Raw genomic sequence first — 13,723 nt, forward strand, 5'->3', positions numbered from 1 at the left:
GAAGAATAACTCATATCTTCTTAATATTTTTCTCGCTTCAGTGCGTAACCCTCGCGCTGGTGGAAGCTTTTTATTAATTCCTATCTTATAAAACTCCCCGGAGGTAATCGAATCTATGGGTACCCTGAGCATGGGCGGAAGCATTGATACAAGCAGTGAAATGGATATCATTGAACAGCAACGCCTGGCAGCTCTTATTGAAATTACAGAGCAACACAACCGGGAAGTAAGCCAGCTCAAATCGCGCCTGGAAACTGCCGAGAAGAAAGCTGAAAAAGCTGCTGCCCAGCTGAAAAACATGGAAAATGAACTGAAAGATCTGAGAGCCAGCAATCCTGATCGAATGAAGAAGCAGATCAAGCGTCTTCAGGAGCAGAATCGCACGCTTACTGGTGAAAACAGTGGCCTGAAAACCAAACAAAAGCAGCTTACCCAGCAGCTGAATACCGCAACTCAGGAGCTTGAGCAGCTGAAGTCTGAAGAGGCTGAAGCAGAAACTGAGAAGGCGTAATTCCTAACCTGGATTACTGGTGACTCCTGGCAGTTCAGTAGGCATCCGGCAACTGCTCACCCCATGCTTTGGGTTGTTGCCGGTAAGGCACCACATGCTTCTCGCAGGTATAACTGCCTCGCCGGGTCTGTGCGCTTTCTCCATAGCATGACCAGACAATTTTCATACCTGCATTTCTGATGCCATCCCCTTATATTTGAATTAGACTGAACTTCGGTTTTTATTCAATAACAGGAGTGCACGTATGAATGACTGGGTTTCCTGTCAGTATGACAACATTGATCATATTGAAAAATCCTTCGGCTTTAAAAAATACTCTCGAGCTTTGGCATTCTGTAACGCCATTGCCTGTCTGGCTGAAGCTCATGTCCACCATCCGCGAATTGTTATTGAGTGGGGCAAGGTGACTATTGCCTGGGGAACCCATCAATCCGATGAGGGTAGTGGCGTGCTGGCTATTGATCGGGCATTGGCACAGCGCTGCGATACTTTATATGAACAGATGAATGCCCCCGTTTCCTGATTCTCCTGGCTCTGGGTATTCTGCCCAGAGTTAGCTCCGTTTCAGTGTTCATGAATCAGCGCCCTGCGTCCTCATGTTTTGAGAGTGGTTCTCCTTGCTTAAAATTCCGCGCCCTAATGGCGAACGTGAGCCGTGAGCTATTGATTTCTTTGAATTTCTCTTAATATTATAAAATGATCTTAATCTTCAATGGACGTATTTTGATTCTGAATCATACTTACGATGCTGGTTTGATCGACTTCCCCCTACGATCAGATCAGTCTAGGTCAGTAATGGCCTTGGTACTTGGATTGTGTACCTATGTTTCACTCCTAATGGTCTTAGCCCGTGTATTCTTCCCCCAGAATCGCGGGTTTCTTTTTTGCAGTCTTTTATGTTTCAGCCTTTGATCCACGAGGCTCTTAAAGATCTTTAGCTGGTCAGGCGAAGAGCAAGTTGGCATTGTCTGAGAATGCATGATGTTTCGTTAGTTATGCATCAAAAACCCAGAAAATGATTAAGTAGCATGCGCCTGGAGTGGTCAGTGAGTTGAAACGGAACCGCTCTCACCACTACTTTTCTTGTCAGGAGAGAGGGAGGCCACATCACCCAAAACCTCATGATCCACAGTGCTTTCTTTCTGTAGCTGCTCAATTTGCTGGGAAGACATATAAAAATCCGCTTCTCGACCCTCCAGCACCCTCTGACCATGCCAGGGCAATAGTCGATAATCTGCGTGATGACTGTAATCGAGAAATGGATACTTGATAATCTGAAAGTAGGGGGAGTAATCGAAGTCACGGGGCGTGCAAAGCTTTGGATTTCGTTGAAAGAGTTGTACGCCGGCATCGCCATCGTGTTTAACCAGGGGCAGGATGGGAAAGTGGATAAAACTAAAGGCTTCAGCAATCATGGTTGAGCAGACTGTTTTTGTTTCCTGACCCGGAGAATGCTGAAATAACGTGGAGCCAAGCCTTCTGGGCAGAAAAGAGTAGGGGAAGAAGAACCGGGCAAGATCAAGAATCTGCCTGACATTGTAATCCATACCCAGACGGCTGGTTGCGTAGTGTATGACTTTCTGGCTGTCGCTGTAGCTCAGCCCTTTGGGTCGGCATATCCGCAAATGCTCCCCTTCATAGTTTTTCAGGGGCTGGATAGCGGTACCAATTCCCAGTTCACTCTCAATAATCAGTTGTTCATCAGGGGAGCCGCCATAGGATTCACTGACAATCTGGCGAATTCTGTCATCCTCAATATCGTGAAGGCGGCCAAGGTAAAGCATGGCATGGGACCAGGGGCTCTGAGTGGTTTGCTTAATAACCCGACTGACTCTGGATCTTCCTTCAACCAACAGAACATCGCAGGGCTTAATTTCATGCCTGACACGTTCAAAATCACACAGGGGGCTTGTTCTTTCCTGAACGTTGTGGCTTAGCCAGTCTGTAAGGCATCCCGCAACCATTTTGAAGAGTTCCATACTCCAGTCCTGAGCCAATCTTTATTTCTTTATGTTAGCATTGGTTATTCTTGACATTATGAATTGAGATAAATTTGACATTTTTTCATGTGTTCATCTGCTTGATGGCAAGCACCCTGAAAAACATCAAAAAGCTGTTATTACCAAATAAGGCATAATAATGGGCTGAATAGCCAGCAAGCATGGGAGTATGCTTTGTGAACAATGAATCAAAGCCGGACAATATTGTGGCAAATCTGCAGTTTTTGAATAAGAAAAAAGGATTACCTCCTGTACACAGCTGGAACCCTCCTTTCTGTGGTGATATTGATATGCGCATCAGTCGGGATGGCCGTTGGCACTACAATGGCTCCCCCATTGGCAGGGAATCAATGGTGAAGCTGTTTGCTTCAGTTCTCAGGCATGATGATGATGGCCATTACTACCTGGTTACTCCGGTAGAAAAAGTAAGAATTCGGGTGGATGATGCGCCATTTGTCGTGGTTTCAGCAGAGGTTCGGGATGGTGCGAATGGTCCCGAATACCTGTTTACCACCAATGTTGGTGATGAGGTAGTGCTAAGCAATGAACACGGTTTGAAAATGATCAAAAGTATGAAGACCGGAGAGTTCGTTCCTTATATCCGGGTTAGAGATCAGCTGGATGCATTGGTAAATCGCAATGTGTTTTACCAGTTAGTGGGAGAGGCCGTTGAAACCCGGGTGGCTGAGGGAATAGAGTTAAGCATTCGCAGCCAGGGGAAAGACTATTCCCTGGGAGTTGTTGAGGGTGGCTGAACCACCCTCATTGCAGGAAAGCTCACATGTTTGGGTAATTCGGGCCGCCAGCACCTTCCGGGGCAATCCAGGTGATATTCTGAGCGGGATCCTTGATGTCACAGGTCTTACAGTGAACGCAGTTCTGGCTGTTGATCTGGAACCGGTTTTCCCCGCTATCCTCATCCATCACAATCTCATAAACCCCGGCAGGGCAGTACCTTTGCGCTGGCTCATTATAAGCCGGAAGGTTTTGCTTAAGCGGAATGGTTGCGTCTTTAAGCTTCAGATGACAGGGCTGGTCCTCCTCGTGATTGGTATTCGAGAGAAAAACTGAACTCAACCGGTCAAAGGTGATCACACCATCAGGTTTTGGATAGTTGATGGGGCTGGACTCTGCCGCTGGCTTAAGCTGGGCATAATCCGGAGTGGTATCGTGCAGGGTGAATGGCAATTTGCCATTGAAAATATTGAGGTCTGCAAAGGCAAAGGCGGCACCAAAGATGTTACCAAACTTATGCATGGCCGGACCAAAGTTCCGCTGCTGATGCAGTTCTTTATAAAGCCAGGACGCTTTGAATGCCGCATCAAAGGATTCCAGTTTATTGCCGCCTTCAGAGCCTGCACTCACCGACTTGAACACTTCTTCTGCCGCAATCATGCCGGACTTCATGGCGGTATGGGAGCCTTTTATTTTGGCACCATTCATGGTTCCGGCGTCACAACCAATCAAGAGTCCGCCCGGAAAAGTCATCTCAGGTAATGACTGAGGCCCGCCTTTGGCCAGTGCTCTTGCACCATAGGAAACCCGTTTTCCACCTTCCAGATATTGTTTGATAACCGGACTCTTTTTGAATCTCTGGAACTCTTCAAAGGGGCTGAGGTGTGGATTTGAATAGCTCAAATCGGTAATAAGGCCCAGTACCACCTGATTATTCTCCAGATGGTAGAGGAATCCGCCACCGGTAGACCCGCTTTCAGCCAGTGGCCAGCCAGCAGTATGAACCACCAGGCCCTGTTGATGCTTCTCGGGTGTGATATCCCACAACTCTTTAATGCCGATGCCATAATGTTGAGGGTCACGTCCTTCGTCCAGCTTAAAATGGCTGATAAGTTGCTTGCCCAGATGCCCACGGCATCCTTCGGAAAAGAGCGTGTATTTGGCGTGCAGCTCCATACCTGGCATAAAGCTGTCTTTCTCGTCACCAGAGGCCGAAATCCCCATATCTCCGGTTGCAATACCCCTGACACTGCCATCGTCGTTAAACAACACTTCCTGAGCGGCGAATCCCGGGAAAATTTCCACCCCAAGTGACTCGGCCTGCTCCGCCAGCCAGCGGGTGAGATTACCGAGACTGATGATGTAATTGCCTTCATTGTGCATGGTTTTAGGCACAAACAGGTTGGGTACTTTTATCGATTTTTCTTCAGAGCGAAGCACATAAATGTCATCGGATGACACTGGAGTATTTAACGGCGCACCCAGCTCTTTCCAATTGGGAAACAACTCATTAAGCGCAGTTGGTTCAAAAACTGCCCCTGAGATGATATGAGCGCCAACTTCGGAGCCTTTCTCGACAACACAGACACTAAGTTCTTTATCCTGCTCCTGAGACAATTGCATCAGCCGACAGGCGGCTGACAAGCCGGAAGGGCCTGCACCCACGATAACGACATCAAATGCCATGGATTCGCGTTCCATGATGAGCTTCCTCCCTGTCGGAGTGTTATTTTCAGAACGGTATTCAAACAACTGTTTGAAATTGCTTGGCATTATACTCAGTGTTTCCCCGAATGGACAACACGTCATTAGTTATTAATACCTATACACAGAAATATTCCGGCTGCTGAACAGCTGCTATCTTGTCCCCCACAGCTATTCTGAAACCAGTAGAATCAGGTGTATTTCCGGTGATGCATAGTAACAGACACCTGTCTTAAATAAGAATATCTGAGTGAACTGATTGAAACATACGTTTGAACCCTTATTGACGTGCTGGTAGACTGCGCCCCAGCAGATGTGTGAACACAGGTTGCTGAATGATAATAAAATTTGTCTGTCCGGTTGTTCGTTATCTGCTCGACAATTCAAGACCTGGCCAATAACGAGAAGGGAAGGCTGCGAACTCATGAAAATATTAGTAGCCGTCAAAAGAGTCATTGACTATAACGTCAAGGTTCGAGTGAAGGCGGATAACACTGACGTCGATCTCACCAACGTCAAAATGGCAATCAACCCTTTCTGTGAAATTGCTGTTGAAGAAGCAGTAAGACTCAAAGAGAAAGGTGTCGCTACAGAAATCGTTGCCGTATCCCTTGGTGCCAAAGAGTGCCAGGAGCAGATACGAACAGCGCTGGCTCTTGGTGCAGACCGAGGCATTCAGGTTCAGACTGATCAGCCTCTGGGTTCCCTGGCAGTTGCCAAACTGCTTAAGGCCATTGTGGATGAAGAAAAGCCTGACCTTGTTCTTCTGGGTAAACAATCCATCGACAGTGACAATGGCCAGACCGGTCAGATGCTTGCGGCACTTGCCGGTATGTCTCAGGCAACCTACGCCTCAGAAGTCAATGTTGACGGTGACAACGTTAATGTTACCCGTGAAGTGGACGGCGGTTTACAGACGTTAAGCCTGAAGCTGCCCGCAGTGATTACCACGGATTTGCGTCTGAATGAGCCGCGTTACGCATCACTGCCCAACATTATGAAAGCCAAGCGTAAGCCTCTGGATGTCAAATCACCAGAAGACCTCGGCGTAGCAGTGTCGTCTACTTTAACGACGATCAAAGTAGAACCACCGGCTGAACGACAGGCGGGTATCAAGGTGGCCAGCGTGGATGAGCTGGTAGAAAAATTAAAAAATGAGGCGAAGGTGATCTAATGGCCATATTAGTCGTTGCTGATCATGATAACAGCACGCTCGGAGCGGGAACTCTGAACACGGTTGCAGCTGCCACCGCAATCGGGGGAGAGGTTCACCTGCTGGTTGCAGGGTCCGGGTGTAGCACAGTTGCAGAGCAGGCATCTGCCGTAGCGGGTGTATCAAAAGTCTTGCTGGCCGAGAATGCTGCACTGGAAAACCGACTGGCAGAAAATGTGAGTCTGCTGGTTGCTGAACTGGGCAAGGATTACTCTCACGTACTGGCATCCACCTCAACCGATGCCAGAAATATGATGCCACGGGTGGCAGCTTTACTGGATGTTGATCAGATATCCGACATCATCCGTGTACAAAGCGAAGACACCTTTGCCCGTCCGATCTACGCTGGTAATGCCATTGCCACGGTTCAGTCCAGTGCATCTATCAAGGTTATTACCGTTCGTAACACAGGTTTTGACCCGGTTTCTGCGGAAGGTGGATCTGCCAGTGTAGAAACCGTTGCCAGCAGTCATGATGCAGGCGTATCGAGCTTTGTCAGCGAAGAGCTGGCTCAGTCTGACCGTCCTGAGCTGGCGGCTGCGGACATCATCGTATCTGGTGGTCGTGGCATGGGTAATGGAGAGAACTTTGAGTTACTTTACAAAGTAGCCGACAAGCTTGGCGCTGCAGTCGGTGCTTCCCGTGCTGCCGTGGATGCAGGCTATGTACCCAACGATATGCAGGTGGGACAAACCGGCAAGATTGTTGCTCCCAAGCTCTATGTTGCCGTTGGTATCTCCGGAGCCATTCAACACCTGGCTGGAATGAAGGACAGTAAAGTCATTGTTGCTATCAACAAAGATGAAGAAGCGCCCATATTCCAGGTTGCAGACTATAGTCTGGTAGCAGACCTGTTTGAAGCTATTCCGGAACTTGAAGGCAAGCTCTGATCAATAGGGCAGCTGTCTTTTAAAAAAATACCACTTTCTTTGAAAGTGGTATTTTTCTACTGGTTTTATGCCTTTTTTTTCACTGGGGGTTTTAAGACCCATTAACTCTGTGCATAATCTTTCATAATAAAACGATAAGAAACATACCGGAGTAGATTTTGATACGAGTTCTGGTTGCGGATGATCATGATTTGGTGAGAACTGGAATTTCTCGCATGTTAGCTGATGTTGAGGGTATTCAAATTGTAGCCTAGGCTGTCAGCGGTGAAGATGCTATCAGCCTTTATCGGGAACTCACTCCGGATGTCACGTTAATGGATGTCAGAATGCCCGGTATTGGCGGGCTCGAAGCCACCCGGAAAATCTGCCAGATCAACCCTCATGCAAAAGTTATTGCCGTAACCGTCTGTATGGATGACCCATTTCCCACCAGGCTGTTTGAAGCCGGCGCGTCAGGTTACGTCACCAAAAGTTCAAATATTACCGAAATGGTTACGGCCATTCGCACGGTATTTACTGGAAAGAAATACATTTCCCCGGAAATTGCCCAGCAAATGGCTTTGAAAGCTATTGAGCCAGACAGTGCGTCACCCTTCAATCAGCTCTCTCATCGCGAAATGCAGATAGCTCTTATGATTGTTAATTGCGAGAAAGTACAGACCATATCCGATAAATTATGCCTCAGTCCCAAAACGGTGAATAGCTATCGCTACCGGATGTTTGAAAAGCTGAATATCACCAGTGATGTAGAGCTGACACACTTGGCTATTCGCCATGACCTGGTAGATACCATAGAGTGAACGCTGCCTTACAGGCTCTGATGAACCTCTTGTTGAGTTCCTTCCGCTACTCCCGGTGCTGATGCCCGAAAATCCTGTTACCTGTACTGAAAAATGCAGGCTTATTCGTTTCTACCGCGCTGTGAAGATATAATGAGCAGGTGATTTGATAACCGTTGTCTGGTGGTTCATGACAGGTAGTGAAGAAAGCAAAAAGTTTGATCACAAATCATTTCTGGAAAAGGTGTCGAGCCGTCCGGGTGTCTATGATATGCGTGATCACAGTGGCAAAACACTCTATATCGGTAAAGCGAAAAATCTTAAAAATCGCCTCTCAAGCTACTTCCGAGCGACGGGTCTTACCACTAAAACCATGGCTTTGGTAAGTAAGATTGCTGATATTCAGCTGACGATTACCCATACTGAAACTGAGGCGCTGCTGCTTGAGCAAAACCTGATAAAAGACAGAAAGCCACCATACAATATTTTGCTGAGGGACGATAAGTCATACCCCTATATCTATATTTCCGGTGATGATGATTTTCCCAGGATGGACTCCTGTCGTGGACGCAAACGACAGAAAGGCCAGTATTTCGGGCCTTACCCGAGTAGCGGAGCGGTTCGGGAAAGCCTGCACCTGCTGCAGAAGATTTTTAAGATACGTCAGTGTACTGACATCTATTTCAACAATAGAACCCGGCCCTGCCTGCAATATCAAATCAACCGTTGCAAGGCCCCCTGTGTTGGCCTGGTCTCAAAAGAAGAGTACCAGCAGGATCTTGAGGATACCCGGCAATTCCTGGATGGCAAAAACCAGCAGTTAATCCGTTCGCTGATAAAGCGCATGGAAGATGCTGCTGACTCGCTGGATTTTGAAGAGGCGGCGGCAACCCGCGATAAAATCAACCACCTCCGGGCTGTTCAGGAACAGCAGACGGTGACCAAATCGGCCGGTGATATTGATGTGATCGGGTTTGCCCAAATGGGTGGCAATACCTGTTTTGACGTGCTCTTTGTTCGTTCTGGCAGGTTGCTTGGTCATAAATATTACTTTCCTGATTTTAAGCTGGAAGCTGAACGGTCTGATTACCTGGAAGATTTTATGGCCCAGTTCTATGTAAGGCTGTTTGCCAGTCGTGATTTTCCCGAGGAAATCGTGGTTCCGTTTGAGCTGGCCGGTGCAGATACTATTGAGGATGCGATCCAGGCGGTTTCTGGCAAGAAAATCAAGATCAAGGACAGAGTACGCTCTGAACGGCACGATTGGTTGGGCCTGGCCAATAAAAATGCGCAGCAGAATCTTGAAAGTCACCTGGCAAGCAAAAGCCATTTAAACCAGCGATACGCACAACTTAAGGATTTGCTGGACATTGAGCAACCCATCCTGCGTATGGAGTGTTTCGATATCAGTCATACCATGGGGGAAGCAACTGTTGCATCCTGTGTGGTATTTGGTCCGGAAGGGCCGGTGTTCAGTGAATACCGTCGTTACAATATCACTGGTATAGAGCCCGGGGATGATTATGCCGCCATGGCGATGGCTCTTGATAAGCGTTATCAGAAACTGGCGGAGGCAGATGCAGGGGAGGGGGCCAGGCCGGATCTTATCATTATTGATGGGGGTAAGGGGCAGTTAGGAAAGGCCTCGGAGGTGATGACCAGGCTGCAATTGCAGATTCCCTTGCTTGGGGTTGCCAAGGGAGTAACCCGAAAGCCGGGACTTGAAACACTGATTTACCAGGATCAGGAGCTCAACCCCGAAGGTGCTGAGGCGGCATTACTGTTGATACAGCAGATCCGGGATGAAGCACACCGCTTTGCCATCACCGGGCATCGACAACGCAGGCAAAAGGCCAGAAACCGTTCCGTGCTGGAAGATATTCCGGGTATTGGCAGCAAAAGGCGTTCAGCTTTATTGAAGTTTTTTGGTGGTCGCGAAGGCGTGAGTGGTGCAACCATCGAAGAATTGAAGAAAGTTGAAGGCATCAGTCTGAGGCTGGCGCAGCAGATACATGAATATTTTCATAATGACTAGCACCGAAGAGCAGGACTGTGTACCGTATGCCCTGTTTTGATTTCTGGCATCTTAGGGCCTGTTGACGTTTCGTTGCGTGCTCAGTGGCTCAGAAAGGTGTCATATGCGCGAAAGACTTGCGCAGCGCGTAGTTATTCTACGCCAAGCAAGTCTGACAAAACAGATGGTACCTTTCTGAGCCACCCTTCGGGCGTATCAGGGCACCCCTATGACTTCGTTGCGGCATTTTGAAAGGCAACCAGCCTTCCTGCTATGCCGCGCCTCGTCATAGGAGCGCCCTGATACGCTGAGCACGCAACGAAACGTCAACAGGCCCTAGGATCATCCCGAAAGAGCAAGGCGATATGTCAAACCGTCCCAATACCGTCCCAAGGCTGCCAGCTGCATGCTTCATAGCCTTACAGCACAAGGGCTTAATTAAGTAGTTATGAACGTCCCGAATTTTCTAACACTAACACGAATTGTTCTGGTCCCATTTCTCGTCATTATTTTTTATCTCCCATTTGAGTGGAGTTACCTTGCCTGTGCTGGAATATTTGCCTTCGCTGCCGCAACGGACTGGTTTGATGGGTATCTTGCCCGTCGGCTCAACCAGACAACCCCTTTCGGGGCGTTCTTTGACCCGGTCGCTGATAAAATCATGGTTGCCACGGCGCTGTGCCTGCTGATTGATGAGTTTCGTGCATTCTGGATGACGGTGCCGGCTCTGATCATTATTGGCCGGGAGATCGTCATCTCGGCCCTGAGAGAGTGGATGGCTGAACTGGGTAAGCGGACCAGTGTTGCTGTGAGCATGATCGGTAAGGCGAAAACCATGGCTCAAATGGCAGCCATTACCTTACTGCTATTATCGCCAGTGCCTGTTGATTCCTGGATTGGTTTGCTTGGTATTGTCCTGCTGTACCTTTCTGCAATTCTGACACTATGGTCTATGTATATTTATCTGAAGGCCGCCTGGCCAGATCTTTCTCCGTTCAACAAGCCTGACTGATGTGACGGAAAGCGGTTGACATCAAAGCAAAAAAACCTAAAATACGCTTCGTGTTCGGGCGCTGACAGGCAGTTAGCCAAAGTCGTCTAGCATTGGTTCTTGATTATCGATTGCCGATTGTCGATTTTCAAAAAAGCGTGCGGGAATAGCTCAGTTGGTAGAGCGCAACCTTGCCAAGGTTGAGGTCGCGAGTTCGAACCTCGTTTCCCGCTCCAATTATTTAATTTATGTGATTCAATTGCATAAATGCGAGCACGATGCATTGATGCTTTCAATGTTCAGGTTTGTCTCTTACATCAAGAACAAACCAGGCTCAAGATTCTGGCGAGTTAGCAAAGCGGTTATGCAGTGGACTGCAACTCCATTTAGACCGGTTCGACTCCGGTACTCGCCTCCAGAATAAAATTACAGGCTGAGCCTGTTTTTTTATGCTTTTACTCTGTACTATTCAAGTACTGCCCGAGTGGTGAAATTGGTAGACACAAGGGACTTAAAATCCCTCGATCGCAAGATCGTGCCGGTTCGAGTCCGGCCTCGGGCACCATCCCACCTTTCTTCTTTTTAGAAGGGCGAGTTAGCAAAGCGGTTATGCAGTGGACTGCAACTCCATTTAGACCGGTTCGACTCCGGTACTCGCCTCCACTTCTCATTTAATAGCTTTTTTCCTTCTTTTAGAAAAAGAAAGAACTCCAGCGACCGGGGAATTTCTTTTTATCCCTGATAAATTCCAGAAGTGAGTTCAGTGGCATATGCTTCAATGACTCTCTGGCCTCCCGAAACCCATCGCCGTAAATTGGGTCGGCACTTTGCTCTATTTGCTTTTTTCGAAACTCAGCATCTTTGGTGTTAAGGTTTTTTAACCAGATATACTCCATTAATACGCACATTCCTTCCTCTACCTTCAGTGGCAGATTTTCATAATAATTGTAAAAAAACCAGGCATGGGTGAGTTCATGAATCATTACGGTTCGGAAATGTTCTTCCGGCAGGTTTATCTGGATTAAAATGCAGTCAAAATTTCTGGCTAATATCTGTCCTTTCCGGTGAGTTGTCGTGGTTCGTGTAACCCCCAGAATGGGATGATTATCATGAAAGTCATGATGACTGGCGTCATTTAGCTCATCACGGCCGCAGAGTTTTACCGGTGTCTGTGTTGAGTTCAGACTAAGTCCAACCGATGCCAGGGCCGAGCGCATTTCAATAGCAATGCGGTCCGCGCGCTCCTGGGTGGAAACGCCATTGAGGCTGCATTTGTTGCAGATAACAACCCCGTCGGGATACTGCATACCGCCATTGGTGAGATTTTCACAAACAAGCCGACTGCAGCTGGAACACTCCGGATGCCCATCATGGTTATTGCAAAAAGCATTGCCCCAGAAATCCACAAAGTAGTTCCTGGTGAGAGGGTTCCGACAGACAGAGCAGAGTGGGGCGGTCTGCTTTTGCGCGCAAACCGGGTGCCAGGCCATTTTATCAAGTTCTACATAGTTTCCCTTGACGGGCTTTCTGCAGCTCGGACACCTCAGGCAGTCAGGATGAAAGGCCCGGTTCCTGAATACGACAAAAGCCTTTCCTGCAAATGGCTTCCTGCAGCCACTGCACCTGAAACAGCCCGGGTGCCAGCGCATGCCCATTGCCTTAACGCATTGGCCCTTGAGTGGTTTTTTACAGCCCTGGCAATAGTTCATGACCTTCCCTGATGTATGAGCAATCAGTTCCCAGACCATTTACGGAAGAATTCCTCCTTTATCACAGGTGAAAACAATTCTTATGGTCTTCTTTTCAGCTTAATCAGATATGATGATCGGCAGCCATCTTTTTCAGTCTACTTGCTTCTGCATGGTAGTACTGGCTTGTGGTATTGATTGAATCATGACCTGCAAATATAGCAAGGTCTTCGATATCCATTTTTCGAGCGAGGTGCGTCAGCGCTGTATGGCGCAGCGTGTGAAATGGCAGCCCCTGTAATCTGTGCCTGATATCCGGTGAGGCCTTTCTCTGACAATTTTCCATAAAGGATCGCCACCAGAATCGAAGCCCCCGGGCTGAAAGCGGGGTGATCAGCCCCCCGGTTTTGCGTGTCTTTGGTGCCAGGGGAAAAGGGTCTCCGTACAGGCCTGAGAATCCATTCATGCGCCTGTATTCAATGATTTGCTGTTGAAGCACTTTATTCAGGGGAACCTGTCTTCTTTTTCTGCCCTTGCCCAAAACACTGAGATAAAAACCGTTGTCATTATCGGGGTGTATATCTGAACAGGTATGTCCCGTCAGCTCAGATTCCCGCAAAGCCAGCCCATAACTTAAAGAGAGGATAAGGCGGGTTCGGGCTGATTCAATCCGTTCTCTTTCGGTACCCATTGGCAGGCTTGCCAGGCACTCTTTAATAAATTGCCACTCATTATCATAAAAATATCGGATGATGGTGTTGCCCCGGGCCAGCTTTTCACCCGATCGAATAAGTGATGCGGCCGGATTGCCAGCGGTATAACGATTTTTCTCCAGAAAAGAGAAAAAGGAGGACAGTACATCAATAACCTGATCGATGCTTTTTCCTGGCTTGATCGGGGATCTGAACATAATCCTCTCCGGCTGACCGGGAAGGATGCCAGGCATCAGCCAGCGCGGTGGTAAGTTCTGCATAAAGTTGACATAGGCTTGCAGGTGTTTAAGGCGCACATCTTTATACCCAATTCCCAATTCAAAGTATAAAAACGCTGTCAGTCTGGTTATTTCTCGCTCATAACGGCGCAGGGTCTCTTCTGAGCGGGCCCCGGACTTGTTCAGGAAAAGCACCATTGCTTCACCATCATTGCCCGCTCCCATCATATTGTCATTTGCACCATGATGAGCGGGCAGGGCGGGGAG

12 protein-coding genes, 4 tRNA genes and 2 pseudogenes are annotated in these 13,723 nt (G+C 48.1%); 12 read left to right on the top strand and 6 right to left on the bottom strand.

What is annotated here, in order from left to right:
• Positions 1-115: 115 nt before the first annotated feature.
• Positions 116-511, top strand: coding sequence for a hypothetical protein (locus J7439_RS10005; RefSeq protein ID WP_066016598.1), 396 nt, complete (start codon positions 116-118; stop codon positions 509-511).
• 34 nt (positions 512-545) lie between these two features.
• Here the strand turns inward: J7439_RS10005 and J7439_RS26445 are convergent, their stop codons facing one another.
• Entirely contained in the window at positions 546-677 is a 132-nt protein-coding gene (locus tag J7439_RS26445) for a hypothetical protein (RefSeq protein ID WP_286198275.1), read from the bottom strand.
• Between the two features lie 78 nt (positions 678-755).
• On the opposite strand from J7439_RS26445, the gene J7439_RS10010 reads away from it, so the two are divergent.
• The gene (locus J7439_RS10010) at positions 756-1,034 is read left to right on the top strand and encodes a 4a-hydroxytetrahydrobiopterin dehydratase (protein ID WP_209201680.1); all 279 of its coding nucleotides are present in this window, start codon (positions 756-758) and stop codon (positions 1,032-1,034) included.
• Positions 1,035-1,554: 520 nt separating this feature from the next.
• On the opposite strand, the gene J7439_RS10015 is transcribed toward J7439_RS10010, so the two are convergent.
• Positions 1,555-2,490, bottom strand: coding sequence for a YiiX/YebB-like N1pC/P60 family cysteine hydrolase (locus J7439_RS10015; protein ID WP_209201681.1), 936 nt, complete (start codon positions 2,488-2,490; stop codon positions 1,555-1,557).
• Positions 2,491-2,687: 197 nt separating this feature from the next.
• Between J7439_RS10015 and J7439_RS10020 the strand changes: the two genes are divergently transcribed.
• On the top strand, positions 2,688-3,266 hold the full coding sequence (locus J7439_RS10020) for a DUF1285 domain-containing protein (protein WP_353623035.1): 579 nt from the start codon (positions 2,688-2,690) through the stop codon (positions 3,264-3,266).
• A gap of 22 nt (positions 3,267-3,288) precedes the next feature.
• Here the strand turns inward: J7439_RS10020 and J7439_RS10025 are convergent, their stop codons facing one another.
• Positions 3,289-4,947 (bottom strand): electron transfer flavoprotein-ubiquinone oxidoreductase, encoded by a 1,659-nt coding sequence (locus J7439_RS10025; protein ID WP_209201683.1) that lies wholly within the window; start codon positions 4,945-4,947, stop codon positions 3,289-3,291.
• A 427-nt stretch (positions 4,948-5,374) separates the two neighbouring features.
• On the opposite strand from J7439_RS10025, the gene J7439_RS10030 reads away from it, so the two are divergent.
• The 9 genes and pseudogenes from J7439_RS10030 (at position 5,375) to J7439_RS10070 (ending at position 11,500) form a co-directional block, all read left to right on the top strand.
• The gene (locus J7439_RS10030; protein WP_101748524.1) at positions 5,375-6,124 is read left to right on the top strand and encodes an electron transfer flavoprotein subunit beta/FixA family protein; all 750 of its coding nucleotides are present in this window, start codon (positions 5,375-5,377) and stop codon (positions 6,122-6,124) included.
• Positions 6,124-7,053, top strand: coding sequence for an electron transfer flavoprotein subunit alpha/FixB family protein (locus J7439_RS10035; protein ID WP_209201684.1), 930 nt, complete (start codon positions 6,124-6,126; stop codon positions 7,051-7,053). Before J7439_RS10030 ends, J7439_RS10035 begins: the two co-directional genes overlap by 1 nt.
• 158 nt (positions 7,054-7,211) lie before the next feature.
• A pseudogene (uvrY, locus tag J7439_RS27060) lies at positions 7,212-7,853 on the top strand (UvrY/SirA/GacA family response regulator transcription factor).
• Between the two features lie 169 nt (positions 7,854-8,022).
• Positions 8,023-9,867 (top strand): excinuclease ABC subunit UvrC, encoded by a 1,845-nt coding sequence (gene uvrC / locus J7439_RS10045; protein WP_209201685.1) that lies wholly within the window; start codon positions 8,023-8,025, stop codon positions 9,865-9,867.
• A 427-nt stretch (positions 9,868-10,294) separates the two neighbouring features.
• Positions 10,295-10,858, top strand: coding sequence for a CDP-diacylglycerol--glycerol-3-phosphate 3-phosphatidyltransferase (gene pgsA, locus J7439_RS10050; protein WP_209201686.1), 564 nt, complete (start codon positions 10,295-10,297; stop codon positions 10,856-10,858).
• A gap of 139 nt (positions 10,859-10,997) precedes the next feature.
• Positions 10,998-11,073 (top strand) — tRNA-Gly (locus J7439_RS10055).
• 108 nt (positions 11,074-11,181) lie between these two features.
• Positions 11,182-11,255: transfer RNA gene (locus tag J7439_RS10060), tRNA-Cys, on the top strand.
• A gap of 60 nt (positions 11,256-11,315) precedes the next feature.
• Positions 11,316-11,402 (top strand) — tRNA-Leu (locus J7439_RS10065).
• A 24-nt stretch (positions 11,403-11,426) separates the two neighbouring features.
• Positions 11,427-11,500: transfer RNA gene (locus J7439_RS10070), tRNA-Cys, on the top strand.
• Positions 11,501-11,529: 29 nt separating this feature from the next.
• Here J7439_RS10070 and J7439_RS26460 read toward each other — a convergent pair.
• The 3 genes and pseudogenes from J7439_RS26460 to J7439_RS10080 all read right to left on the bottom strand — a co-directional run.
• Positions 11,530-12,243 carry a protein DA1 gene (locus J7439_RS26460; protein ID WP_353623036.1) on the bottom strand — a complete coding sequence of 238 codons (714 nt, stop codon included), beginning with the start codon at positions 12,241-12,243 and terminating at the stop codon, positions 11,530-11,532.
• Positions 12,244-12,363: 120 nt separating this feature from the next.
• Positions 12,364-12,585 (bottom strand): annotated as a pseudogene (locus tag J7439_RS27065) (LIM domain-containing protein); the annotation flags it as partial.
• A 64-nt stretch (positions 12,586-12,649) separates the two neighbouring features.
• Positions 12,650-13,723 (bottom strand): tyrosine-type recombinase/integrase (locus J7439_RS10080; RefSeq protein WP_209201688.1); only part of this gene is annotated, 1,074 nt, incomplete at its 5' end.

The organism is Salinisphaera sp. G21_0 (assembly GCF_017744115.1).
Lineage (GTDB): Bacteria > Pseudomonadota > Gammaproteobacteria > Pseudomonadales > Endozoicomonadaceae > Endozoicomonas.